This is a genomic window from Agarilytica rhodophyticola, assembly GCF_002157225.2.
Classification (GTDB): domain Bacteria; phylum Pseudomonadota; class Gammaproteobacteria; order Pseudomonadales; family Cellvibrionaceae; genus Agarilytica; species Agarilytica rhodophyticola.
Genome location: NZ_CP020038.1, coordinates 682,849 through 709,234 on the forward strand (window position 1 = coordinate 682,849; position 26,386 = coordinate 709,234).

A 26,386-nucleotide genomic window follows, 5' to 3' on the forward strand; every position below is an offset into this window, starting at 1 on the left:
TGCTAACACCAAAATCTGCAGCGGGGGTTTGCAGTTATGATGCAAATGACAAGTGGCGAACCTGATGAACCGCAGGTAGATCTAAGATATAAAAAAAATAAAATTGGTCGTACTCGTAGTAATCGCAGTCTACAAAAAGTTTTGCTAGTTGTGGTTCTATTATCGATTGCTTTTCCTGCTCTGATAAGCGGTTCGATTTTAATACGTGAAAACTATAATCGTACTATCACTTATGACAGTCGAATTAAAGCGGACAACTATATTGATATTTTACAGGCGGGAATGACTTTGCCGCTGTGGAATATTTCTCCTGGCTTAGGACGAGAATTAATTAATGTCATTAGTATCGATAAATCGGTCTTATCAATTCTAGTCACAACCAATAGCGAAGCGATTTTCTTGTCCTATCAAAAGCAAGATGTGGATGTACTTGAAGATGCTTTTTCTATCTCTAGAAAAATTGCTTACGAAGGCGATATTCTCGGTGAAGTAAGCCTAGTTTATAGCCTTAAAGAGGCACGCAATCGTGCCAAAACAGAATCACGCTTAATATTAACTAATCTCACCGTGCAATTGGTTTTTTCGGTTGCTTTAATGGGCTATTGCTTGCGCAAATGGGTAATTGGCCCTTTGTCTCAACTAGAGCGATCCGCTGCGGGTATTGCTGATGGTGATTTAGAAACCCAGATACCTGAATTAAATAGTGATGAATTTGGATCGTTATCGAATCAATTAGAACGAATGCGAGGTGGTTTAAGCCGAGCATTTCACGAGCTTGAAAAGCGTGTAAGAGAGCGCACCGCAGAGTTGGTGGACGTTAATGAAGAATTACAGGGCACACTAGATAAGTTACGCCATGCGCAGGGTGAGTTAGTACAACAGGAAAAGCTTGCTGCTTTGGGGTCTCTGGTTGCGGGTATTGCTCACGAATTAAATACTCCTATAGGCAATGGCCTGACGGTTGCTTCATCTTTGGCAAAGGGAACCCAAGAAATTATTTCCGTCATCGACTCGGGAATTACTCGCTCTACCCTCGATCATTATTTAAAAGATATGTACGAAGGCAGTAATTTAGTGTGTATGAGCCTGGAGAAAGCATCTGAATTGGTGTCGAGTTTTAAACAAGTGGCCGTGGATAGAACAAGTGCTCAGCGGCGACGTTTCTTATTATCGAGTTTATTAAATGAAATTCGCGTAACCATGGCAACCTTAATTAAACACATGCCTTATACGCTAGAAATATCAGAACAACAGGATTTTATGCTTGATGGTTACCCAGGGCCTCTTGGACAAGTTATAACTAACTTATTGAATAATGCGCTACTGCATGGTTTTGACGAGCGTGAAGATGGCAAAATTACTATTAGTACATCTCCTATTCCAGAAGGCGTTCAGATTGAAGTGGAGGACAATGGCCACGGTATCGAATCTGCCGACTTGTCTCATATATTCGATCCATTTTTTACAACTAAACTCGGGGACGGTGGTAATGGCTTGGGTTTACACATCGTTCACAATATTGTGACGATTGCGTTAGGGGGGACAATTGACGTGCATTCGGAGGTTAACAGTGGAACTAAGTTTGTTGTCAAAATGCCTTTAGTTGCACCGAAGGATGGTGAGGACGGCTTGGCTCAGATTGCAAGCTCAGAGAAAAAAACCAGTTAAAAAAGATATTTGCCCGCTGGGTTAATAGTAAGGTCTGTGATTAATCATTACAGGTATTTAATATAAATAAAAATCATAATGCCCACTCACTAATTAGCGAAAATGATGAACGAAAAAGATGATGATCGATTGATGGAATTTGTGGAAGAGGATTCCACTATGCGGGCCGTCAAGGAGAATAAATTAGTATGGCGAGTTCTCATTATTGATGATGACAATGATGTGCATTCGGCAACGACTTTTGCGCTGCGCAGTACAGAAGTGGTTGGGCGGACGCTAGAATTTTTACATGCCTCTAGCGCTCGTGAAGCAAAGCAATTAATGAGTGAAAATAAAGATATTGCTGTCATTCTTCTCGATGTCGTTATGGAGACACCCAATGCAGGTTTGGATCTAGTGCCTGTTATTCGCGATGAATTGAAAATGAAGGATACGCGTATAATTTTACGTACTGGGCAGCCGAATCAGGCTCCAGAAATTCAAGTGATTCGCGATTATGATATCAATGACTACAAACTTAAATCTGAACTAACTCAGTCGCGTTTATTTGCCTCCTTATCTACAGCAATACGTTCATATAAACAAATTCAGGCTATAGAGGCTGGCACTAAGAGCTTGGGAATGATTGTGAAATCCAGTGCAGCACTGTTGTCTCAGCAAGGCATTGATGAGTTCGCAAAAGGCATTATTGGCCATCTTTGTAGTTTGTTATCCAGCCCTGCAGAGGGGCTTATCTGTATCCGTCAGAGTGCTAACAGTAATAGCAATATTATTGCTGCAACTGGGCAATTTTTACCTTTCATGCATCAGTCATTAATGCAGCTTAATGATAATAAGGCACAAAACTGTTTGCTTGAATGTTTGGATTCGCGCAAAAACTCTTTCAATAGGCAAGGGTTGGCCCTCTATCTAGGCAGCGAAAAAAGAGGGGATATGGCATGTTATGTAAGAAGTGAAACAGAATTTGATGAAGTCGATGAAAGCCTTTTGGAATTGTTTTGCAGTAATATTATTATCTGTGCAGACAATATTGAGCTAGTTGCCCAGCTAAGTGAATATGCCTACTACGATATGCTCAGCGGCTTGCCTAATCGCAATGCGCTGGTAGAAGAAATCGATAATACCATTAACGCGAAAAAGTTATCAGATGAAGTATTGTGTATGGTGGATATTGATAACTTTGCCGAAATTAATGCCTCTCTAGGGCAAGTCTATGGTGATGACTTATTGCGCGCTGTTGGTCAGCGTATGCGTAGGCAATTTCCTGAACCCTGCATGGTGGCTAGAGTTGCAGGCGATACCTTCGCTGTTTTTGGGCCATCTCAATGTATCTCTCAGCAGAAACTTTTAGATGCATTTGAGCATGCTTTTAATATTGAAAATGAGCGACAAATTATTTCTGTTACGGCTGGTATTGTCCCCATTTCAGAAGTAATTGGCGGTGGTGATGAGGCGATAAAAGATACGACCATCGTTTTAAAAACAGCAAAAAATCATAGTCGAGGTGAAGTATTATTGTTTCGCCACAACATGGTTAAAGATGCTCAAGGGCGGCTGAGCATGTTGCGCCATTTGCGTTCGGCTTTCGAGCTAGATCAATTGTTCTTGGTCTATCAGCCCAAACTTCGTTTACATGATCTCGCCGTTACAGGCTTTGAATCATTGGTTCGTTGGCGGGATCAACACGGCAATGATATTCCCCCAGAAACGTTTATTCCTCTCGCTGAACAGTCTGGATTAATTGTACGTTTGGGGGCCTGGATCTTTCAGGAATCAGTGAAAAGTCTGGTTGAGTTTCATAAGCATGGTTGGGTTGATTGTCATATGTCCATCAACCTCTCTGTCGCCCAACTGCAACACTCTGAAATATTACAATTACTGCGTTCTACAGTTGCCAATATTGGTATTCATCCAAAGTTTATTAACTTGGAAATTACCGAATCGCTGGCTATTACCGATCTAGAGTCCACACTGAAGTTGCTATTTGATATTAAAAAAATGGGCTTTTCTTTGTCTCTGGACGATTTTGGTACAGGTTACTCTTCACTCAATTATTTGCAAAAAATGCCTATCGACTATTTAAAGCTCGATAAGTCACTGATTGACGCATCTCATACAAAAAATGGTCGTGATGTTGTAGATATGATCATTAATTTGGCTGAAAAGCTCGGAATGGAAGTGGTTGCTGAAGGTGTAGAAAATGGCGGGCAAATAGAGTTTTTGAAGTCGTTACATTGTACTCATGCGCAAGGTTTTTATTATGCGAAACCTATGGAAAAGTCTGTATTATTTCAGTGGATGCAAAACAACGAAAATAAAAATATACCCTAATGCTTACTTTTTATGTATAGAGAAATGTGAGCGAGGAATGGGGGATATATAAGACTTTGCTTTAGTTTATAAGATCCCTTTACCGCTTTAGTGCTATTTATCAGTACTATCTGCGCTTGTAAGGGATCTTCTAGTAATGGAAGCTGTTCTTTCTTATAGCAAACCAAATATGACCAAAAGCCAACCGATAACTGTGGCTATCATGGCATCTTTGGCTTTATCTAGTGCACAAAAACCATAGATATAGGATAGAGGAGGGAGGAATAGTGTTGTCAGTCCCCAGCTATAATCTTCAGCAAAAGAAGTGAAAAGTAGCTGCACCCAGCCGATAAGAATGATGACCGCTCCGAAGGTTACGAATACGGCGGATAACGAATCCATAGGTAGCTCCTGTTACTATTTTATTGTGGCAACTAGTTTGTGGTTGCTCTTTCGATTACTGCTATTAGGCTTGCTCATATTTCAGCCATGTAAGCAAATTGCTAATGCAGAAATTTGAGGCGTTTAATTGGGGCGCTAGTCTAGCAGAATCCCAGCGCCTGTTCATACTAATTGCTATACCATTTATTAGTGGTTAGCTATTAGAATATGGTTTTGGATAAATTATAAGCTATGTTGCTATTTCTTTTGATTATATTTTGTTCTTGTTTTGTTCTTTCTTATTTGAATTACATTTCTAGCATAAACGTGACTGGGCCGTCATTTAGTAAAGATACCTGCATATCCGCCCCGAATTTGCCTTGTTCCACATTGTTGTGCTGAGATTGTAAGAGCTTTACAAATGACTGGTATAAGCGTTCAGCGCTTGCAGGCGGGGCCGCTTCAGAGAAGCCGGGACGCAAACCTTTTTGGGTATTTGCCGCTAAGGTAAACTGTGATACCGCAAGTACGCCTCCTGCAACGTCTTTAACGTTGAGGTTCATTTTGCCATCTTGATCTGAGAAGATTCGATAAGCGAGAAGTTTATTTGCCATACGCTGCAGTGTCTCTTCATTGTCATTCTTTTCGATGCCAATTAGCGCCAATATCCCATGATTAATTTTCCCAATTGTTTCTCCAGAAACTTCCACATAAGCGTGTTTAACTCGTTGTATAAGTACCTTCATATGCTTTTATCAATTCTTTTTATTAGCTCATAGTCGTTTAAAGTGCCATTAACCCCATGGCCATTGGCACAGAATAGTTGGTAGTATTGTAGTGTGTGAATACGGGCTCTAAACGATGTCGATAATAAAGATAAATCCTGAGCAGACCTACCCCTTACGCCAAAAAATCCTGCGGCCAGGTCGACCGCTTGCTACCTGCTTTTTTCAAGGTGATGAGCAGGCTAAGCACTTTGGCTATACCATTGATAATACGCTAGTAGGCATTTTATCCCTCTATGAAGAAGATATTCCTGGACAAGAAGTGAAAGGTGGTTGGCGAATTCGCGGTGTGGCGGTAGATCAAGAGTTTCGTCGTCGAGGTATTGCCAGTGCCCTACTTAACATAGCTCAGGACGTGGTGATAAGTGAACAAGGCCACTTTTTGTGGTGTAATGCTCGTGTGAATGTGTCTAGTTTGTATCTAGAACACGGTTTTTTCATCGATGGAGATAAATTTGCGATCGAAGGTGTGGGGGAACACTTTCGTATGATTAAAACCTTAGACCCTGATGACAGGCACTGCCCTAATAATGAGGAACTCAATAATGAACCGCTATCAAAGTTTTAATGAGTTTTGGCCCTTTTACGTTCATGAGCATAGTAAAGCTCATACTCGCAATATGCATTTTGTAGGGACTTTATTATCTATAATTGCTTTGCTGTTTGCCCTTTTCTATAGTTTTGAGCTTATTCTTCTTGCGCCTCTTGCAGGCTATAGTTTTGCATGGATTTCTCATTTTTTTATTGAGAGAAATCGTCCTGCCACATTTAAATATCCTTTTTGGTCTTTAATGGCAGATTATAAAATGTTTTTTCTTATGTGCAGGGGACAAATGGAGCGAGAGGTTCAACGTCATACATGATAAGTAAAGCTCTAGCTAATGAGCTTTTAGTCGTTAACGAGAACAGCCTATTATATAGGTAACTTGTCTGTTAAAAATCTTTTAGCAAACGGGCTGAGGGTCTCTAATAAAGGTTTAGATTCTCGAAAAGAAAACAGTGAGAGAAGAGGATAGTAACAGCAGCTGTATCCTTGGTATATAAATATAATACGCACCTAGTGCATGTAAAAAGTACCATCGCCTATGTATCGGCTAGACGTAAAAAGGCGATGGTAAGAGGTGCAATGATATATCAACTATACAAAAACTAAATTAATGAGGCCCAGAAGCACTTGATGGACTTGCCCAAAAGCCCGACCAAACACCATTGCCATGTGTGTAATACACAGCTTCATCGTGCATGATGCTTCTATCCGTGCCGGAGAAAGTTGGCCAGAGAGTGCTATCAGACCGCGTTTCAGATACCATCTTTCCATTTGTGGATAGAGTAGCATTATTTCCTGTTAAGTCATTGATCTGGAACAAGTGTAAGGCTTCATCTTGCCATTGGCCTTGTTCGTCATAACGACTTATTGGAAATGCAAAGCGTAGTTGATCTGGTGAAGGTGATAAAAAGCTAATGGCACGGAGATCAAAAAGTGCGCTTGACCAAGTTCTGCTGCCACTAATAACTTCACTACCCAATAAGCTTGGGCTGCTTATGTCTTGCACGTCGTAAAGGCTGACTTTTAAACCTTGCCTTACGCCTTGCTCATTAGTTTCACGTCCAATACCTATTAAATAATTATTATCGATTGGATGTAAATATGTGGAAAACCCAGGAACTTCTAATTCTCCGGCGATAGCAGGGTTGTCTGGATCGGATAAATCGAGCGCGTAAAGCGGATCTATTTGTTCAAAAGTGACAATATAAGCTCGCTCTCCCATAAAACGAACAGCAAATATTCTTTCATTGGGCTTACCAATAGTCGCAGGATTTTGCTCATTGGGTAAGCTTGAAACCTCTAACATTTCATCGCTGTTAGGGCTGTCGCGTAATACTGTAAGCTGGTGTTTGATCTCCTGATTGTTAGGTCTAGATGTTGTTACGACGCGTAGATGGTTGTCGTATTCATCCATATGAAACGATGGATCGCGCCAATCAAATGTACCTGACACTATGCCTGTGGAACGATAATTAATGTTATCTTCCAAGTTAAATTTATGAATAACTGTCAGACCTCCGGTACTGGCATTATAAGATGAACCACCTAGGTACAAGCTATTGGCATTGGAGTAGATTCCATCCACTTGGGTATTTAAGCATTTTACTGAACTTACATTATTATTATCTAAATCAATGGCGATGAGTGACACAATATTGAGGAAACCGTGATTATTATTTAAGTTCTCCGGCACTAGGCAATCTTCTGCATTCAATAACGGTTGCGCTTCTCCATTGTTGATTTTAATAGAAGGCAATAAATCTCTTAAGGATATATTAGCGATTCGCGCTTCATTTTCTTCTGCTTCTGTTTCATCTTCTACAAAATATTTAAGAAATGGTAAGTATGGAGAATACTGTGTGACTAGATACAGTGTATTACCTATTTTTCTGCTGGCTTGTAAATAACCATCGATTTCTAAAGTGAAGTCTTGTACTGCTTGGCTTGGATCTTCAACATTATATGACGCTAGTTGGACTTGATTAGCCTGTGGTGCAAAAAATGATGTAGTAAATATATTGTCTGTAAACGTCGGTTCAGCTGCACTTGCGAAACTCCAAGTTGAGCGCAGTGTTACCAAAGTATTAGTGCTTGTGTTATCACCGACTAAGTAAAGCTCGCTGACTTCGCCCCATTGTTTTTGGTCTTGTTCGTTAGCGATTTTTATTTCTCCAATCTCTTGCGCGTCAGCATTACCTGGGTCTGTTTGTAAAATTCTAATTTTCGCGTTGGGACGTTCCTGGTTCCAAATATATTCAGGGTGTGTCACCATATAGATGTAGCGCCCATCATATTTTACGAAGTCTGATTCATCGACACCTAAAATATGAGTGTTTGTGCTGGAAAATTCACTATTGCTAGCGGAGCTTAAGGTTGTCGTGTCAACGCTGCTTGCATTGGCAACGGCTTCATCAAAGGCGCCGCCGACATCACCCATAGATCTAATGTTAACATTAAGACGCAGCCCATTTTTTAAATGGCGTTCTAGTGAACTTGCTGTTGCAGGTTCGAGTATCTTGGCTTCAATGCCTGCTTTGGTGAGATTGGGGTAGTCGTTTATGCTAACGGTGTCTGATGTTTGCGGTGTAGTGGAATTATTCCCGCCGCCACAGGCGATGGCCGCGGTAGATAAAATAGCAATGCTTACTCGCTTAAGCATGTTAAATTCCCCATAGTGTTTTGATTTTAGGAACCTCTGATTTACCTCGGGAACGCCTGGGAGCCAGAAATCATTCGAGGTGAATCACAGGTTCCTTTAATAACATGATGTAAACTGTATTGTGTACTTGAATCCCTTTGTTCGGGTATCAGCCAATTTTTTGCTATAAACTCTAAAATTGGCAGGTGTAATCATGTTATTTTTTTTGTATATATGTCTGTAAAGGAATTGCATCTTTGTGTTAACAAGTGTAATTCGATAAATTAGAAGAAAGCTGCGAGGTAATTTATGCTATTACACTTTTTAACAATTCTTTGCCAAAACCTTATAGAATGAAGTGTTAGCTAAACGCATGATTTATGACATGTTACAACAATGTCGATGATGCTTAATATGCCCCATGTGAAAACCCACTCTCTCTATTTGTTTGCACTTCTGGTGCTGATGCTTTGTGCCCGTGCCAATGCGGATGCAGCTTGCTCTGGCGAAGATAAAGATTGTATTGAGGTAGGAAGCTGGCAGTTTTCTTTAGGGGTTGGTCTGGGGGTGCGTACTAACCCTATTGTAGGTGAAGACAATATACCTATCCTATTGTTGCCTAGTATTAGTTACTACGGTGAGTATTTCTTCTGGGAGACAGACACCATAGGCTTGACGCTCTACAGTGACGAGCAACATATGGTAAATATCATAGGAACGATAAGTTATGACCAGATATTTTTTGATGATATCGGAATTGGTAATTTCTCGATAGAGGGAAGATCTGCTACTGTTGCTGACCCTAGCCTAAGTTCAAGCTTTGCCCAACAACAACAGCAGCTTCCAAGTAATGATCCTGGTGATGATTTTTTGCAAGATCCGGTGGCTGCGCCACAGCAGAGAACAATAAATAACGTTGACTCTCTTCACGATCGGGATATTGCTGGGTTGGCAGGTTTTGAATATACATTCAATTCGAACTATTTTAGTCTTGGCTTGCAAGCGCTTCAGGATGTAACATCAGTGCATGATGGTAAACAAATTCGCGGTGCCATATCACATTCGTTTGCTATGCCTAAGAACGCAATAGAGTTGAGTATTGGTGCCGAATGGAAAGATAGCAAAACATTGGATTATTTTTATGGTGTACGCAGTAACGAAACGTCTAATCCTGCCGATGTGTACACTGTCGATGATGATATTTCTTATTATTTAAAAATGGACTGGCAATATCGTTTAAGTAAAAAATGGTCTTTGCGTGCCATTGCTCATAACCGTTGGTTTGGCAGCGAAGTGCGCAATAGCCCAATTGTTACTGAAGATACGACACTAGCGCTATTTTTCGGGGGAGAATACCATTTTTAGAGCGTGTCGACACTGTGTGACTTTAACGTTGTTTTCTCTCGCTATTGCTGTTCATAGTTCGGCCGATAATACTCTGCCTGTTATTCAATTTTCGATTAAACCTCGTTTATGTGTATTGTCTGAAGGCGAAGAACTGTGCCATGATGAATTGGAAATTAGATGGACCTCGGAGAATCGCAGATCTTTATGTTTATATCGAACGGATAAAAGTAGCCCTTTAAACTGTTGGAACCGTGCGTTTTCGGGTGAGCATCATGTGGAAATTTCTGCATCACGTAATGTTAATTTTCAACTCAAGGAAATTGAAAACCAGAATTTAGTTGTGACGGAAGCGTTTGAGGTTGTGCAAGATAATACGAAATATCGCAGGCGTAGAAGAAATGCTTGGAGCTTTTTTTGATGAATTGTGTACTGTTAGCTGAAGATGATGAGCGTCTAGCTCAACTAGTTAAGGATTATCTAGTGAGCAATGAATTTAGAGTTGTGATCGAGGGAATTGGCCACAATGTTCCTCGCCGTGTAAGTGAGTTAATGCCTGATATCGTTATCTTAGATATTATGTTACCTGGTAAAGATGGATTGACCATTTGTAAAGAAATACGACCAAAATATTCTGGGCCAATTTTAATGTTGACAGCTCGGGACTCTAATATGGATCAAGTGCTTGGTTTAGAATTCGGTGCAGATGATTATGTGATTAAACCGGCTGAACCTCGTGTGCTATTGGCGAGAATACGAGCACTGCTGCGTCGTTATCATAGTGAAGAGAAAAAAGAACAAGATGAAATTAGCATTGGAGCGTTGAGTCTCAATGTTGCTGCGCGCAAAATTCATTTAAACGGTGAGAATGTTATTCTTTCCAGTCATGAGTTTGATCTGCTTTTAGAGCTGGCAAAAAATGCAGGTAAAATTCTTAGCCGTGAATATCTCTTCAACGCTATATACAACCGCCCATATGATGGCTTAGACCGTACTATAGACGTGCGCATCTCTCATATCCGAAAGAAGCTTAACGATAATCCTGATAATCCCGAAAAAATAAAAACGGTCTGGGGGAAAGGCTATTTATTTGTGCCCGATGCTTGGTAGTAACGACTGCGATGAATAGGGCGTTTGTTTCTCTTTATTTGTTAGTGGTTATTTCTGTAATTATCGTTGGCTGGGGAACTGATCGACTCTGGCAAGTGTATAACCCTGAACCAGAAGTCCAACCTTTTGAACAAGCATTTTTTAAATTAATTGAGTCTGAGCTAAAAGGCTTGACTTTAGACGAAGCAATAGAGAAGAGTCGAGAACTTAGCCTTTTCATTAAACAGGACATGCAAATTTATTCCCTCGAGGAACTAGCCAAATCTTCCCTCGCTGAAAAAATTGCCGATGGCCGTACCGTTAGTTTGTTTGATGATCAGGGTCGTCGCTCAAGCTATAAACGTATTGTCGGCACCGAGTATATTGTTCGAGTTATTCTCAATGACAAGAGTAACGAAAGAGAGCATGTGTATTTTATTTTACTCATTACTTTTTATTTAGCCATTGCTATTATTATTTATTTTTGGGTTTGGCCTTTGTCGAGAGATTTAAGAAAATTACAGCTATACACCCAAAAAGTGGGGCTGGATAATGCGCCGAGTAAAATTGAATTGGGGCAAAGTTCTACTGTATATTCTTTAGCTTCTGCCTTTAATAGCATGAAAACGCGCATTGATGAGTTGTTAGCAACTCACAAAGAAATGACCTATGCCGTTTCTCATGAGTTAAGAACACCACTGGCGCGAATGAAATTTGCTTTGGAAATGGCCAAGGATACTAAAGATGCAAGTAGTAGAGACAAACAAATAGATAGTGTGCGCGAAGATGTTACCGAGATGGAAAAGTTAATTAACGAGTTATTAACTTATGCAGGATTCGAACAACGTCAAGAAAAGCTACAGTTTAAGCGAGGCGATCTATATTCTTTGATTAACAATGTGCTTGATATCAATCGTCGGGCATATAGTGATAAAGATGTTAAAACTGAAGTCATAAACTTATTGGATAATAACGCTGTTTATGCAGAATGGTATTTGCTAGAACGCTGTTTGCATAATGTCATTCAAAATGCATTTAAATACTGCCATAGCTGTGTTTGGGTAACCTTGTCGATAGACGACGGGGCTTATTGTATTGCGATTGAAGATGATGGGCCTGGGATTGATTTGAAAGACGCGAAAAAAGTATTTCAAGCGTTTGTGCGTTTACGCAATAGTGGCTGTGAAAACAAAAGCGGTTTTGGTCTAGGTTTGGCCATTGTACACAGAATTATGAAATGGCATAACGGTGAAGTAAAGGTAGTTGCTTCATCCCATGGCGGCGCACGATTTATTCTGCGCTGGCCTTGAGATGTCGCGCTTTTGTCATACTAAGCCTGAATTAAAATATCTGATATAGATCAGATTTAACTTGTATGATCCCCCTCACCGCACATTTTTGCCATGGCATTTGTTGCTTTAATCAATGCATCGATAATTCCTGGCTCACTCGATGAATGGCCAGCATCTCGGATGATATGCAGTTCAGAATCTGGCCACGCTTGATGTAAACTAAAAGCATTATCGAGTGAACACACCATATCATAACGGCCGTGCACAATAATGCCTGGAATCCCTTCAAGAGCTTGGGCATTATTAATAATTTGGTTGGGCTCAAGAAAGGTTCGATTAATAAAGTAGTGGGTTTCTATACGTGCTAATGACACCGCCAGATGAGGTTCTGCAAAACGATGAACAACCTCAGGATTAGGTCTCAACGTAGCACACCTGCCCTCCCATATCGACCAAGCTTTCGCTGCTGCCATCTTTGCTAATTCGTTATCTCCTGTTAGGCGCTTGTAGTAGGCGGCAATCATATCTTCTCTTTCTTCAACTGGAATGGGCTTAACGAAGTCCTGCCAGTAGTCGGGAAATACGTGATGGGCGCCTGATTGATAAAACCAATTTAAGTCAATATCTCGTGATAAAAAGATGCCTCGTAAAATAAGGCCGCTGACTCTCTGCGGGTGGGCCTGGGCATAGAGTAGGCTTAGGGTGGAACCCCAAGATCCTCCAAACAAGATCCATTTATCGATATTGAGTTGATTGCGTATTACCTCCATATCGCTAATCAGATGTGTGGGTGTATTATCTGTCAAATCCGCATGGGGTTTGGAACGACCACTACCTCGTTGATCAAATAAGATGATGCGATATTTTTCTGGGTCGAAAAAGCGCCGATCACTCGAATTAAAACCAGCCCCAGGACCGCCATGAACAAATAAGATGGGCAGGCCTTCAGGATCGCCACATTCTTCCACATATAGGGTATGGACATCGCTCACCACAACATCGTGGCGGGCATAAGGTTTTATTTCGGGATACAGTATTTGCATTGATTTGTCTCGACAGTTTGCCAACTCTCTATAGTTTAGCTGGTATCTTTTGTCGTGAACATATAGGAAAATGCAATATTACAGCTCAGCTTAATAATTTAAGGGCTTTGCCCGTAATGCTTGTCGTGAAAAATAGCATAAGGCTCTCCAGCCAGAAGTCTTGGGCTTGTCCTTTTCCCAATGACTTATTCTCATAAGCTTGGTGTATTTTCTACTCTATAGAAACATGCCGAGCTTCATACTCGCAGTAGAAGTATGCTGAATCGCAGACTTGCAAAATAAAATAGGCATCTTGCGGGATATTGGGGAGAAAATCTCCGATATAGGCTGATTGTCTATGGTTACTAGAGCTCTCACACCTCACATTGAGGCTATTGCTATAATCACAAAACTGATATTGATTGTCATGGCAGAAAGAAAAAGGCCCACACAGTTCAGAGGAAATTAAACGGCTGCCATTAGGACTAGCGTGATCATTGATTCTAAATTCTACGTAATAGTCAACATCGCTAGTGACTGTCCAAAATATCTCAAACTCACCATTGTTTATGATAGGAGAAATAGCAAGCTCGGTATTGTTATCAAATTCAGAATTTGTGCCGTAAGTGTCGATAATATCAAACTGCCTTAACGCAGGAGGATCGTCGTGGTGATGGTCATGGTCATTATAGTATTCATCATCACCACCGCAGGCGCTAACAAAGATAGCACTTATTGTGATAAATGCTAACGCTTGGAGTCGTCTGAACAGTGTCATGGCTGAGTCCTTATCGAATATTTTGACCCAGTCTATGTTGGCGTATCTTAACTTTAACTGAATAAGAGCAATTGAATTGAAATTATAGTGCTCGTAAGTTCTCTAGGTGTTTAATGAAATTATCAATACCTTCATTAAACTGCTGTTGTTTTCGTTTAAAGTGCTCATCGGTTTCTTTCGTTTTTTCGACTGGATGTGCAAGATCAATTAATCTCATATCCATATCACCTAATTTTTTCTCTCCATTTTCTGTGGATATCAGAAAACTACTTCCAATAAACACTAACCCTATCTCATTTAATTTCGATTGAGTTTCTATTGCTTTTTCAATCATTTTATCGATGATTTGATTTTTTTCTCGAGCTGAAAATGGGGTTAGTGAGCTTGCCATATATTTATTAGTGTTTTTTGCTATATCTCGCTTGCTCGCACCTTGGGCTTCGGGAAGATTGGTGCCTTCCATCCGGTAGCCACGACTTTCTCCAAACAATGACCTAGAACCATAGATAAGGTCTAGGCTTGTCATTCTTATTTTTTTTGTTATTGGAGAGGAATGACCTTCTTCAACTAACTGTGTTTTAGATGTTGTACTTTTAGCAAGTTTTATATCCCAAGTTGTCGGCTTTATATGAGAGCCGCCTACTTTACTTAAAATCACCTTCAACTCCCCTTTTTTTGTCTGACGCATAGTGTTTATTTTATCTCGCAATTCCAAAGGGAGGTTTTCTAGTACTTCAGGGGTGATTGCGGTCGCATTTGGTATGATTCCCTTTAATTGTTTACCATACTTGAGGTAAGTATGTGCCTCTTTTTCTCCCATTATTTTAACGATTCTGTCACTATCCAAAACGGCAATATCTCCCGCATGCCCTGCGACTTGTGTAGGGCCTTGAGTGGCTTGTGCCTTTGTATTGCCTACAGTTTGTCCGGAATTTAAAGCGTCGTTATGTGTAGTTTTTTTTTGTGTTAGGGACTTCTGCGTGTTTGTTGTCATCACTGCCGGCACTGCTTGTGAGCTTTTTCGTCCCACTATGTGTAGGGTAGATGGAGTCGTTGGGTTTGCTCTTATAGTGTGAAATAGACGATGCATCATACAACTAAGATATATTCAGTTTATTAAAGTCGCCCTTAAGCGAGAATAACTATTAGTGGCATACAAAGCATAAAAGTTTAATTTGCAGTAACATATCTTACGTTAATATAGAGATTAACCTAAGTTAACCTCTATAGGACTTCTCTTAAGCGGTTTTAGCTCGATATGTGAATGCCGGCGGCCTTAGCGGATCTGATCGCCAATTTTTTCGATAAATCTTCACTTAAGTCTTGTATTATAGGACGTTCTACACTTATTGATGTTGGATCAATTTTGCCCGATTCATAGCCTAGGTTAATTGTGGTGGCAATAGTTGTTGTCGAGATATTAGTTTTTGCTCCCGCTCTTATTAATGGGAGTGGCGTTTCAAAATCTCTTGCTCGTGCTTTATCTCGGGTAATTTCTATCTGGAAAGGTATCATGTTATTTTTACCTGAATTTGGATCGGGTATTACTATTGGCTTTCCATCAACCATTTTTATTATACTGCCCACACCTTTTTGCAAATCATCAATAATTTGCTCTGATAGTAAGCCTCTTGCTGCTAGGCTATCGACTCTTAGTTGTACATCTGGATGAAATGTCATTCTCACTGTGGCGTTAACAGAATGAGAAATAGTTGCCGTTGGGGCTGTTCGCCATGATCTTTCAGCCTCTTCATGGATGATGCGTTTAAAGTCGCCAGACTGTTGCACTAATTTGGCGAGGTGAGATGCTGTATCAACTGTTGTTCCTAGACCAATTTTCGCAGCAAGTTTATTGACTGTGCCCGGATCGGTTAATCGATCCAGGTTTGTGACCATTGTGGTATAACGAAGTTTCGATTGTAGATATTGTCCGTTATCATAAGCTTGTTTTTTTGCATCTAGCAAAATAAGACTGTTGATAGCTGATAACTGTCTGTTATTTAACGGTGATATATCTTCTGACATATTTTCAAAGCTTCCATGTTTTTGAAATTCAGTCAATAGTTGAGTTGCTTGTTGAATAATAGGTGATGCTTTAGCGCGGAAATTTTCGTTCTCGCTTTCTTTGATTTCAGAATGTATATCCATTATTACTTTAGCCGCTTCTGGATATTGCGTTTTCATAGAGTCTGCTAATTCTGCAATAGCGTCGAGATAACTTGATTTTTTAACGTCAGGTGTTGCTCTTATCCTTTCATCGAACCTGTTAATACGTCTATTGTCTACACCTCTAAGTGCCTTATTGACTTTGTTAAATTTGGGATTTCGGGTAATTTTTTCAGAAAGCTGATTAATAGGTTTTTCGACTCTATGAGCTACCTTTTCTCCGATGCCACCTGCATTTGAATTAAAGGTTCCTTCATGTTTTTTATCTTGAGGTCTAACTTTACGCTTATAAAGTATTTTCGCACTTTCTCCGAACATACCATATAGCAAGGTATTTCCGTTGCCTGGGGTGGCTTCATTTAAATAAGCTTCGCCAGCGCCTAGTAATCGAAGTTGGGTTTGTAGATAGGCTTCTGGTATAAGGTGTACTACTTGATCGCTTACTCTGTGTCTAATATCTCCTCGTGCAACTCTATACGAATCATGATATTTAACTTCTACCAAGTTCAGGCTAGCCGTTAGCTCTGCTTGAGTTCGTAGCAATGTATTAATTTTATCTATGCCTATATCAGCGTTTACAATGCCTCTCACGTCAGCTTGTGTTGAGAAATTAACATTAGCATCAAAATTTGTCGCTTTAACGGCTGTTTTTTTATTGGCGGTATCTAGGATTTCTTTAATCTGAGAAGTCGCATTGCCACCAAATAGCTTTTCAAGAAAATTATCACGCTCTTCAGCAGGTATATTTAGGATCGCACCTTTCTCTTTTCCATGCATTGCAACCATATCCATCCAAGCATTTAGCCTCAGTGCTGGCCTTAAATTTAAAGGGTTCTTATTGCTACTATCTGATGCGTTATTTTTTGCACTCTCGGGAAGAAAAAATTTAGATAATTTTCCTATAGTGGCTCCAATACCTGCTGACACCATTAAGCCCTTGTTCACTTCTCGGTTAGTGCTAATAAATAAATCGCCATTTTCCATCATGCTGAATACCATTTTATTTTCTAGGCCTAGAGTCCCTTTAACCGTAGCAAATGCTGAGATACCTAAGGGCTTGCCTATTAACTTTGCGAAAGGTATTGCCCAGGCAAAATCAATTTTGGGGACAAATCTAACATCTTGCCCCAAGACTACAACGGCTTCTTTCGGCATTGAATTCATGACTTCTCGCATGACGGATAAAGTGTCTTCACGATTAGCTGTACCACACATAGCACGCATTGAACGGTTGATCGCACTATTAGCTCTATCGAAAGACTGAGCAAAATCTTTCTTTGCTTTTTCCATATTTATCACTTCTTCATAGCTTGTCATCCCTAGCCTATTTTGTTTTGCGACAGGGTTATTTTTATAGCTATTGCTAAGCTCTTCTATTTGTGTTGTTAGTGTTTTGTCTGCTGTTTCATTTACATCAACTTGTTTAATTATCTCACTGAGTTTATTCAATGTTACTGCGATTAATTCTAAATGTTCTTTGGAAATTTGTAAGCTGCGATTAGAGTGAGCCTGCTTGGATCCCAAAATTGGCGAATGAGAAACAAGACCCTGATTACTTTGCTCAAAAGCCGTGATTAAATCATATATTTTCTTTTGGTCATCAATTTGAAAATGTGATAGTAATTTTTTTATGCTTTGAATTAGGTCTCTATCGCCATAGCCAAACTCCTTTCCTACATGTTTATTTGTGATTTGTACATTACCTGTCCTAGGGTTTATAACATTCCGTTCTGCTCCGGCTTGAAATAAGGTGTCTTGTAGTTGTTTCATTAACTCTTGATATAGCAAATTGGCACTGTCTGCCGCTTCTGGCGAACGTGTTTCAAGAGATTTTAAAACATCTGCGAATGTGCTACCTGCTGGATTTGTATGTTTTAAGGAACTTACTAATTGCTGGTAGTCCTGATGGGTTTGTTTCGCAGCATTAGATATTTCGCGAGTGCTTTTTGTGCCTTTTATGTCAGTCTTGATTTGTTTTAATAATTCTGGCGCACGGACAAAAGGATCTTTAATATGTGCGCCATAGTTACCCATTCTAGATAAGATTCGCTGGCGTTTATGTAAGCTGACTTCCTTTTCTCCTTGCTTATTTTTTTTTTCATGTATGTGTCCATAGTTGGATCGTTTTGCAAAATCATGGTAAGGATTATTCTTTATAGGTGCTTTTAATGAGGTAAGCTCCGATCGATTTATCGACATGTCTTGTGTTTCAGCCTGATCGTTGTAGTAAATTTCTACTTTCACTTCAGGCCCAGAGTGAATTGCTTTAGCGCTGGCATTAATTGGTAATCTTATCTCATGCCATACTTGTTCTTCATGATTGTGATTATCTTTTAAGCTCTGACTAAGCTCTTTGGCATTGATTTTAAATATCTTACCTGACTCTCCTAATGCGACTAGGTCACCCGCACGGTCAAAGGCGAGCTGTTTTATCGGACTATTATCAGGGAGTGCACTGATTTCAGATAATGATTTACTTTCACCTTTTTCAAGAGCGGTGAGCTCACCTTCATTATCTAGCTGGACAATAAGATGCTCATGGGCAGCCGCAAATGCAACAATGTTTTCTCCACTGTATGGCGTTGCTGATACCTGAGTGGCTGCACCTTGTGACAAGTTATTTGCTGTGTGACGAGAAATATTAAACTTTGTTGTTGGTACTCCAATAGATAAAGATTGTACTTGGTTATCTGCGAGTATATAAGCTTTCTTACCTCTTCCGTCTGTTTCGAGAGCAGCGATTTCCCCTCTTATGGATGTTGAGTGATGCTCCTTGCTTGTTAGGTCTTCATATAAAATAGTGCCTTCGCTGAGTAAGAGTTTTTCTCCCGTATTGAACTCAACGTTGCGATCAATTAAAGGTGTAGGTAAACCATTTTTATGCTCTGCTGCAATAGCATCTTTTAAAACCCAAGCATGATTCGATAGATTTACGTCAGGGGTATCATTACTTGCGAGAGGAGAAATATAGCTTTCCTTATCTTTATTAAACTCTATATAAACTTTACCTTCACTGTCATGATGAAAAGCCGCTAAGGAAAAATAATTTGTTGATGACTTATCGAGTAATGATAGTTTTTTTAGTGGTGTGTTAACCGTAGCCTGTTGTTCTTGCTTGTTATCTAAAGTCAAAGAATACAAGTTATACTCTTTTTCTCCAGCACTATCTAATCCTGCAGAGATAATGAAAAGGTTTCCATCTTGTTGAGTTACATCTAAAATATTTTCATTTTGTGATAATGCTACTGGGATATGACGAACGGCTGGTTGTTGTATGTGGCCAAGTATCAAAGTGTGTTTGCCACTCTGGCTGTCTCTGTTCAGTCCAATCATATTGCCTTGCCCATCAATGTGCTTAAGTTCTCCACTGTGCATATCTGTGTTCAGTGAGACCCCAGTATTTAAACTCTTTATTTCTGAATCTGTAACTTGGTAAATATCACCATTTTTATACGATGGGACAAGTTTATGTGTTGGTTCAGCATTATCGTTAACTGGATTCCATCTTTCTTGATCTGTATTGAGCTTGTAGACTTGGTTGTTTTCTATTCTAAATAGCTCTCCATTTTTATTTTGAAATACATTACGTTTAATTTGAGCGATAACTGTGTGGGGTACATTGATGTCGAGGACACTCTTTTCATCTTTCAAAAAACTCTCTGCTGAAAGTGTTGTTTTATATGTCGCAACAGAGACGGCATCGCCTTTACTTTGGGTCACTGCTTTAATTCCCAATTCACCGTTATCTAAATCGTGGATGAGTAAACTTTGATGCGTTTTATCGCTAGCTGAAGATATGTGCTTAATAGTTTTAACTTTATCTGACAGCATATGTGTCAACAAATTAGTTACTGTTTCATTATTTTCAGACTCAAACTTAACATTATTTTCTTGGTCAACTGAAAGGTTTATGTTTGCTTGCAAACTCGGCTTTTCTGTTAACTTGCTAATTCCTGAAGCTTCTAATGCATCTCTCAATGGGTTTGAAAGATATTGAGAACTATTCTCTCTCTTATCTCCAATTAGTCCTATATTTCTAGCTGGATCCGCTTCGATATAAGGACGTGCAATATGCTCATCTGTTTGATTAGCTGTATTTGCTTTATTTGTTCTCGCTGAGTCTGTTGCAATATAACCTTGCCTTGTTTGATCTCTATTAATATAAGTATTTGAAAAATCTCGACCGTAGTTATCCCGCTGTATCTCTCTATTTGGTATACTTATAGAATCGTTCGACTGTGAAGGGGCCTCCTTATTTTTTTGCTTAAACTTAGCAAAGCTTTGTCGAATATGTATTTTAGGAAGATGTATTTTCAAGGTGTATACCCCAGACTCTGCTTTTCTTTTAGAATGAGAATTGTTTTCTTTCGTGAAAATGATTATCAATTTCAACTGGAATGATGCATATTAGGTAGTACTAACTACCAGAAAGTTCATCTTTTCCCGGTCTAGTTATCGAGGTATCTAAATATTAATTCGTTTATATTTTCTGTTGGCGGCAATCGTTATTAATTTCAATCAATGAGAGGGTGTATTTCATTTTCTCAATCGCCGTGGAAAGATATGTCGCATAGGTAGCTGAAATAAAGTGACTGCAAAAGCCCCTTATTTTAGGTCGAATATATGGATTGGCTTAGAGGAGGGCTTCGAAAGATTATTCTATCTTTCGAATTAATAAATTAGCTCTATAGTGCGTCTTGCTGTTCCGATGGCGTTTTTTTAACAATAAAGTTTCCAAAAAATAAACCCAACTCGAATAGCAACCACATGGGGAGCGCCAGTAATACTTGAGATATAACATCTGGTGGTGTCAGGAACATACCCAAGACAAAACAGCCTACAATCACATAAGGACGTTTTGTCGCCAGACTTTCGGTGGTGGTGACGCCAGCCGCAATCAGCATGACGGTGACTACAGGGACTTCAAAGGCAACGCCAAAGCCGAAGATGATTTTTAATACGAAATTCAAATAACTGCTCATATCAGGCATGGCAGCAACACTGTCAGGGGCGACGCTCATAAAGAACTGAAACGCGAGTGGAAACACCACATAATAGGCAAAAGCGATACCGCAATAGAACAAAATAACGCTAGACACAAATAAAGGCAGCGCTAGTCTTTTTTCATTTTGATAAAGAGCAGGCGCAATAAATGACCATATCTGAAATAGTATGTAGGGCATCGATAGAAACATAGATACCAGAAGGGTCAGCTTGAAAGGTGTCAAAAATGGTGACGCTACATCAGTAGCAATCATAGTGCTATTTTCAGGTAAGAATTGCTGTAGGGGATGAGCAACGAACTCGTAAATGTCATTGGCAAATACAAATAGCGCGGCAAATGTAATGACTACGCAAAGTAGTGATTTCAATAAGCGCGAGCGCAATTCAAGAAGGTGTTGAATGAGAGGTTGCTCTTCGGCAGAATTTGTATCCATCGTATTTTAGAATCTTTGAAAACTAGCGAATATCGCGATTTTCATCGCTTTGATGTTCCACAGCTTCATTGTGTTGTGGAGGGTGGTTGGCACTTTGATCACCGAAAACACCGTCATCTTCAGGGCCAAAGTTTTCGTTAATAGTGACGCCGACCTTGGCCACCTCTTTGTTAACACTATCCATGCTTTGCTCTGCTTCCTGCTTGGCTACCTTCAAAGCTTTTAAGGAGTCGAGCACCTGCTCATTGTGAATTTCGCGGCGTATTTCATCGACACCGAGTTGCTGTTCCAGCTCCACGCGTGTACTACTGATCATACGTTTAACACGACCAACCCACACCAAGCCCGTTTTCAGAGCTTCAGGAAGTCTGTCTGGCCCAACAACTATAAGACCCACAATGGCAATAACAACAAGTTCAGCAAAGCCCATATTGCGCTACTTACTTCGCTTCAGTGGTTTCTTTTTTTTCCACAGTGTCTTCTATATTTTCACTGTGTTTATCAGCTTCCACTTTTTTAACTTCATTATCGTCATCGGCCATGGCTTTTTTAAAGCCCTTAAGAGCGCCGCCTAGATCACCACCTAAACCGCGTAGCTTTTTAGTACCGAATAGAAGCAATACTATGACAAGTATTAACAGTAATGACCAAGGGCTAATTCCACCAAGTCCCATATCTTCTCCAAGAACTATATCTTCAGTTATGTTTTAAGTTACATACTGTGTTTTACGTAACAGTATCTATCAATTATAGGTGTCGATTATTACGACTTATTGCGAGACGCTTTTTCTTCGAGGCCCGAGAGATTAAAGCGCCTGGAAAGTTCTTCCAATACCGCAGAACTATCTGTTCCCAAATGAGATAGCATCACCATCGAATGAAACCACAAATCGGCGGTTTCCGCGACCAATAGATCGAGTTGGCCAGAGCGCTCGGCATCTTTCGCTGCAATGATCGTTTCTGTAGATTCCTCGCCAACTTTTTCGAGAATTTTATTCAATCCTTTCTCATGTAGTTGCGCCACATAAGATTCTTCAGCACTTGCACTGTTTTTACGTTCTTCAAGTACTTTATCGAGTACTTGTAATACCTGGCTCATGAATATATATCCTTAGGATCTTTTATAACGTCTTCTACTGTGTGCCATTTACCGTCGATAAGCTCTCTATAAAAACAGGACTCTCGTCCAGTATGACAGGCAATATTGCCGATCTGTTGGACTTTTAGTACCAGTACATCTGCGTCACAATCTAGGCGGATACTCTCTACTATCTGAGTATTGCCTGATGACTCACCTTTGCGCCACAATTTTTGACGTGATCTAGACCAGTAGACGGCTTTTTTCTCTTCGGCGGTTATCTTCAATGATTCCCTGTTCATCCATGCCATCATAAGTATTTTACCTGTATTTGCATCCTGTGCGATGGCGGGTAATAGGCCGTCTGATGTCCACTTTATTTCATCGAGAAAATCTGTACTGATCATTGAGTCGTGCATCTCATCGTAAGTGATTATTCTACCGGATTTGCTGTTTTGCGCGAAGTAACTTAACGAAAAGTAACCCCTATATGAGGACGCGTTAGCATGTTTTATAGGTTAATAATTGCGTTTCACAATATATTGTGCCAGTAGGCGTAACATTTGTCCTTGCTCTCCAAATGGGGCCAAAGCGTCTATAGCGTTTTCATATAAGTCTCTAACTTTCTCCTGAGCATTTTCTAGCCCCAATAGTGAAACGTATGTGGGCTTGTTGCGCTTAATATCGGCACCTTGTGCTTTACCCAAGGTTTTTGTATCTGAAGTGACATCTAAAATATCGTCCTGAATCTGGAAGGCTAAGCCAATAGTTTGAGCAAAGCTTCTAAGTTTGGTGAAGCTCTGTTCATTAGCATTCGCTGAAAGCGCGCCTAGCACTACACTAGCTTCGATTAATGCCCCGGTTTTATGCTTGTGCATTGTCTCCATCTGGCTAATAGAGGGTGCCGAGTCCACTGCTTCGAGATCTATTGCTTGGCCCACTACCATACCTCGTGCGCCGGACGCGCGGGCGAGTTCGGATATGGCATTAATACGCAGTTGCGGAGGGAGTGGTATATTGCTGTCAGCCAAAACCTCAAATGCTAGAGTCTGTAAAGCATCTCCAGCAAGGATGGCGGTTGCTTCGTCATAAGCAATATGACATGTGGGCTTGCCGCGTCTTAGCTCATCATCATCCATTGCCGGTAAGTCATCATGAATTAGGCTATATACATGGATACACTCAAGAGCACATGCGAAGTTATCTGTGGCATCGTTGGCATTATTTAGAGCTTGGGCTGTGGCGTATGCCAATAATGGCCGCATTCTTTTGCCGCCACCAAGCAAGCTGTGTTTCATTGCAGCGACTAGGGTAGTGTTATGGCTGTCTATGTTATCTAACAATTGGGCGAGTTTAGCTTCAATTCTCGCCTGATAATGAGAAATAAATTCACCTAGGCTTGGATTCATGGGACAGCTGCTAATCCAAGGAGGAGGTATCAAATTCCGTTGTTCGTTGCTCTCCATCCTGTTCCAACAGAATGTTTACCCGTTGTTCGGCTTCTTGTAGTGCAGCCTGGCATGTGCGTGTAAGCTTGATGCCACTTTCGAACGTTTTTAGTGATTCTTCAAGACTTAAATCGCCGTTCTCAAGTGCCTGCACGACACCTTCAAGCTCTTGCAGTGATTTCTCGAAATCGAGTGTTTTTTTTGTAGACAAAAGTGCTCTCCTATTGAGCGGCTTACCCTACAGAAGGCTTGCATAGGGGTCAATACACAATCTTCAAAATAAGCTTCCATAACAAACCTTCATTATTTTTTGTTAATGCCGATATTCATCTATGGGAGATAAAAATACCTTCTATCTATCGCCTAATGTACCCCTGAGTCGATGTTAAGAGCGCCATTTTTATATGGTGTGAGAATACTGAAGATTAATGGGGTTATGTAGCTTTTATTATAAAAATCAAAAGCTTAATAGGTTTTTATATATTGCCCAAAACTTGTTTCAGTGGCCTGCTAGACTAATAAATAGTCTTTCCTAAAAGTTGGCGGTTTTTTGATTTTTCATCATTACGCTTTAGGCCATATGAGTTTTACTGAATGAATGTAAATGTTGTGAGGAGTAGGAAGTGGATTTAGCAACCCTCGTTGGCATGCTCGGCGCGATTGCGCTTATCGTCATTTCGATGTTGATGAGTGGCGAACTTGGTATGTTTGTCAATGGCCCTTCTCTGGTAATTGTTGTTGGCGGAAGTATTTTCGCTGTGATGATCAAGTATGGTTTGGGGCAGTTTTTGGGTGCCATGAAAGTCGCAGGGAAAAGTTTTAAAAATTCATTACCCGATACTAATGAGTTGATTGATGAGATTGTGGGACTGGCGGATGAAGCGCGCAAAGGCGGATTGCTCTCTCTTGAAGGGAAAGAAGTGAGCAGCGACTTTCTGCAAAGAGGTATTCAGTTACTGGTAGATGGCCACGATCCCGAAGTTGTTAAGACCCTCCTTTCAAAAGATAAAAATCAGGCCGTGGAGCGCCATGCCGTTGGCTCATCTATTTTCGCTTCTATGACAGATATGGCACCAGCCATGGGAATGATTGGGACGCTAATCGGTTTGGTTGCTATGTTGGCCAATATGGATGACCCCAAGGCGATTGGGCCTGCGATGGCGGTTGCGCTGTTGACGACTCTATACGGGGCGATTATTGCCAATGCAATGACTGGCCCCATAGCGGACAAACTTAAATTGCGCGCAGCTGAAGAAGCCATGGTCAAGAGCCTCGTTATCGATGCTTTACTGGCGATTCAAGGAGGACAAAACCCACGGGTTATTGATTCCATGTTACGCAATTACCTACCCGAAGGTAAGCGCGAAACAGAAGCTGAATAATCTTCTATACACACAGAGGTGTCTGAATGAGTGATGAAGATGAAGAAGGTGGCTGCGACTGCCCGCCGGGGTTGCCGCCTTGGATGGGAACATTTGCCGACCTCATGTCATTGTTGATGTGTTTTTTCGTATTGTTATTGTCATTCTCAGAAATGGACGCGATGAAATTTAAGCGTCTAGCCGGAACTATGGCTCAGGCTTTTGGTGTGCAGAACAAATTGAATGTTACAGATATACCGAAGGGGACAAGCATTATTGCTCAAGAATTCAGTCCCGGACGACCGGAATCCACACCTATAAACGAGATTTGGCAACATACTGAAGATATTACCGAAATGTCCCTGGAAGTAGATTGTAATGAAGAATTTACCGTCGAGCAGGGTGATGATAGCTTTGATGCTGGGGTAAAAGTACGGGTTAAAGAAAAGCTGCAGGAACTGCTTGAAAAGACGGAGCAAGATGCCTTCCAACTAGCCGATGCGCTCGAGGAGCAAATCATGGAGGGACAGGTAGAAGTTGAAACACGTGGTCGTCTCATCATTATTAGGATTCGTGAGAAAGGCTCTTTCGTATCCGGGTCAGCACAAATGTCACCTTCTTATATTGACGTCATGCGCGAAGTAAAGGCGGTGTTGGTACAGAAGCCTGGAAGAATCGAAATACAAGGCCATACGGATGATATCCCTATCAGTAACTCGCGTTTTCGTTCAAATTGGGAGCTGTCTTCCTCTCGCGCCGTGAGTGTTGCTATGGAGTTGATGAAAGGTGGTGAATTAACCCCAAAGCGCTTCGAAGTTTCAGGTTTTTCTGATACCGTACCTCTGGCGCCAAATGATTCTAGGGAAAACCGTGCACGCAACCGACGGGTTGAAATTCTCATTAAACAGGGTTTAGAGAACGAGTTAGATGAAGAAGATATCAAACTTTTAAAAGAACAAGAGGATGGCGATGATATCCTTAGAGAGCTCGACCTAGCACCTGAATATCTTTTTGATCTTGAACCAGAAGAAATTTTTTAGG

Annotated in this window: 24 protein-coding genes; 10 read left to right on the top strand and 14 right to left on the bottom strand. The window is 40.5% G+C overall.

The genetic code is table 11. The annotated features are described in order from the left end of the window. Positions 1-36: 36 nt before the first annotated feature. The gene (locus BVC89_RS02910) at positions 37-1,668 is read left to right on the top strand and encodes an ATP-binding protein (protein WP_245929319.1); all 1,632 of its coding nucleotides are present in this window, start codon (positions 37-39) and stop codon (positions 1,666-1,668) included. Positions 1,669-1,770: 102 nt separating this feature from the next. Further along, positions 1,771-3,999 carry a bifunctional diguanylate cyclase/phosphodiesterase gene (locus tag BVC89_RS02915; protein WP_086929768.1) on the top strand — a complete coding sequence of 743 codons (2,229 nt, stop codon included), beginning with the start codon at positions 1,771-1,773 and terminating at the stop codon, positions 3,997-3,999. Positions 4,000-4,152: 153 nt separating this feature from the next. Here BVC89_RS02915 and BVC89_RS02920 read toward each other — a convergent pair whose 3' ends face one another. Next, entirely contained in the window at positions 4,153-4,380 is a 228-nt protein-coding gene (locus tag BVC89_RS02920) for a hypothetical protein (protein WP_086929769.1), read from the bottom strand. Positions 4,381-4,667: 287 nt separating this feature from the next. Further along, the gene (gene dtd / locus BVC89_RS02925; RefSeq protein WP_086929770.1) at positions 4,668-5,105 is read right to left on the bottom strand and encodes a D-aminoacyl-tRNA deacylase; all 438 of its coding nucleotides are present in this window, start codon (positions 5,103-5,105) and stop codon (positions 4,668-4,670) included. A 115-nt stretch (positions 5,106-5,220) separates the two neighbouring features. On the opposite strand from dtd, the gene BVC89_RS02930 reads away from it, so the two are divergent. Both BVC89_RS02930 and BVC89_RS02935 read left to right on the top strand, forming a co-directional pair. Beyond that, on the top strand, positions 5,221-5,712 hold the full coding sequence (locus BVC89_RS02930; RefSeq protein WP_086929771.1) for a GNAT family N-acetyltransferase: 492 nt from the start codon (positions 5,221-5,223) through the stop codon (positions 5,710-5,712). Further along, positions 5,690-6,007 carry an Mpo1-like protein gene (locus BVC89_RS02935; RefSeq protein WP_086929772.1) on the top strand — a complete coding sequence of 106 codons (318 nt, stop codon included), beginning with the start codon at positions 5,690-5,692 and terminating at the stop codon, positions 6,005-6,007. Before BVC89_RS02930 ends, BVC89_RS02935 begins: the two co-directional genes overlap by 23 nt. Before the next feature lie 291 nt (positions 6,008-6,298). On the opposite strand, the gene BVC89_RS02940 is transcribed toward BVC89_RS02935, so the two are convergent. After that, positions 6,299-8,350: a beta-propeller domain-containing protein gene (locus tag BVC89_RS02940; protein ID WP_086929773.1), complete on the bottom strand. Its 2,052-nt coding sequence runs from the start codon at positions 8,348-8,350 to the stop codon at positions 6,299-6,301. Positions 8,351-8,743: 393 nt separating this feature from the next. On the opposite strand from BVC89_RS02940, the gene BVC89_RS02945 reads away from it, so the two are divergent. Genes BVC89_RS02945 through BVC89_RS02960 form a run of 4 tightly spaced genes read left to right on the top strand, consistent with a single transcriptional unit; the run spans position 8,744 to position 12,072 of the window. Next, positions 8,744-9,694 carry a MipA/OmpV family protein gene (locus tag BVC89_RS02945; RefSeq protein WP_158657759.1) on the top strand — a complete coding sequence of 317 codons (951 nt, stop codon included), beginning with the start codon at positions 8,744-8,746 and terminating at the stop codon, positions 9,692-9,694. A 16-nt stretch (positions 9,695-9,710) separates the two neighbouring features. Further along, complete coding sequence (locus BVC89_RS02950) at positions 9,711-10,094, top strand: DUF3019 domain-containing protein (protein ID WP_245929320.1); 384 nt, start codon at positions 9,711-9,713, stop codon at positions 10,092-10,094. Next, positions 10,094-10,783 carry a winged helix-turn-helix domain-containing protein gene (locus BVC89_RS02955; protein WP_086929776.1) on the top strand — a complete coding sequence of 230 codons (690 nt, stop codon included), beginning with the start codon at positions 10,094-10,096 and terminating at the stop codon, positions 10,781-10,783. The genes BVC89_RS02950 and BVC89_RS02955 overlap by 1 nt, the downstream gene beginning before the upstream one ends. An 11-nt stretch (positions 10,784-10,794) precedes the next feature. After that, positions 10,795-12,072, top strand: coding sequence for an ATP-binding protein (locus BVC89_RS02960; RefSeq protein ID WP_086929777.1), 1,278 nt, complete (start codon positions 10,795-10,797; stop codon positions 12,070-12,072). 56 nt (positions 12,073-12,128) lie between these two features. Here BVC89_RS02960 and pip read toward each other — a convergent pair whose 3' ends face one another. From pip to BVC89_RS03015, 11 genes are all read right to left on the bottom strand, one after another. Then, the gene (pip, locus tag BVC89_RS02965; protein ID WP_086929778.1) at positions 12,129-13,097 is read right to left on the bottom strand and encodes a prolyl aminopeptidase; all 969 of its coding nucleotides are present in this window, start codon (positions 13,095-13,097) and stop codon (positions 12,129-12,131) included. A 211-nt stretch (positions 13,098-13,308) separates the two neighbouring features. After that, positions 13,309-13,854 (bottom strand): hypothetical protein, encoded by a 546-nt coding sequence (locus BVC89_RS02970; RefSeq protein ID WP_086929779.1) that lies wholly within the window; start codon positions 13,852-13,854, stop codon positions 13,309-13,311. A gap of 82 nt (positions 13,855-13,936) precedes the next feature. Then, entirely contained in the window at positions 13,937-14,848 is a 912-nt protein-coding gene (locus BVC89_RS02975; RefSeq protein ID WP_342752234.1) for an inositol polyphosphate kinase family protein, read from the bottom strand. A 254-nt stretch (positions 14,849-15,102) separates the two neighbouring features. Beyond that, positions 15,103-20,337 carry an AvrE-family type 3 secretion system effector gene (locus BVC89_RS02980; RefSeq protein WP_086929781.1) on the bottom strand — a complete coding sequence of 1,745 codons (5,235 nt, stop codon included), beginning with the start codon at positions 20,335-20,337 and terminating at the stop codon, positions 15,103-15,105. A 368-nt stretch (positions 20,338-20,705) separates the two neighbouring features. Continuing rightward, complete coding sequence (gene tatC, locus BVC89_RS02985) at positions 20,706-21,458, bottom strand: twin-arginine translocase subunit TatC (protein ID WP_086929782.1); 753 nt, start codon at positions 21,456-21,458, stop codon at positions 20,706-20,708. A 22-nt stretch (positions 21,459-21,480) separates the two neighbouring features. Next, on the bottom strand, positions 21,481-21,888 hold the full coding sequence (gene tatB, locus BVC89_RS02990; RefSeq protein WP_086929783.1) for a Sec-independent protein translocase protein TatB: 408 nt from the start codon (positions 21,886-21,888) through the stop codon (positions 21,481-21,483). A gap of 10 nt (positions 21,889-21,898) precedes the next feature. Next, positions 21,899-22,132, bottom strand: coding sequence for a twin-arginine translocase TatA/TatE family subunit (tatA, locus tag BVC89_RS02995; RefSeq protein ID WP_086929784.1), 234 nt, complete (start codon positions 22,130-22,132; stop codon positions 21,899-21,901). 89 nt (positions 22,133-22,221) lie between these two features. Further along, positions 22,222-22,557 carry a phosphoribosyl-ATP diphosphatase gene (locus BVC89_RS03000; RefSeq protein ID WP_086929785.1) on the bottom strand — a complete coding sequence of 112 codons (336 nt, stop codon included), beginning with the start codon at positions 22,555-22,557 and terminating at the stop codon, positions 22,222-22,224. Beyond that, complete coding sequence (hisI, locus tag BVC89_RS03005; RefSeq protein ID WP_245929322.1) at positions 22,554-22,943, bottom strand: phosphoribosyl-AMP cyclohydrolase; 390 nt, start codon at positions 22,941-22,943, stop codon at positions 22,554-22,556. The genes BVC89_RS03000 and hisI overlap by 4 nt, the downstream gene beginning before the upstream one ends. A 111-nt stretch (positions 22,944-23,054) precedes the next feature. Further along, positions 23,055-23,945, bottom strand: a complete 891-nt coding sequence (gene ispA, locus BVC89_RS03010; RefSeq protein WP_086929787.1) for a (2E,6E)-farnesyl diphosphate synthase — start codon at positions 23,943-23,945, stop codon at positions 23,055-23,057. Between the two features lie 10 nt (positions 23,946-23,955). Beyond that, a complete protein-coding gene (locus tag BVC89_RS03015) occupies positions 23,956-24,195 on the bottom strand; it encodes an exodeoxyribonuclease VII small subunit (RefSeq protein WP_086929788.1) in 240 nt (79 codons plus the stop codon). 412 nt (positions 24,196-24,607) lie between these two features. Between BVC89_RS03015 and pomA the strand changes: the two genes are divergently transcribed. Then, positions 24,608-25,366: a flagellar motor protein PomA gene (pomA, locus tag BVC89_RS03020; RefSeq protein WP_086929789.1), complete on the top strand. Its 759-nt coding sequence runs from the start codon at positions 24,608-24,610 to the stop codon at positions 25,364-25,366. 26 nt (positions 25,367-25,392) lie between these two features. Next, a complete protein-coding gene (locus BVC89_RS03025; RefSeq protein ID WP_086929790.1) occupies positions 25,393-26,385 on the top strand; it encodes a flagellar motor protein MotB in 993 nt (330 codons plus the stop codon). Position 26,386 lies beyond the last annotated feature (1 nt).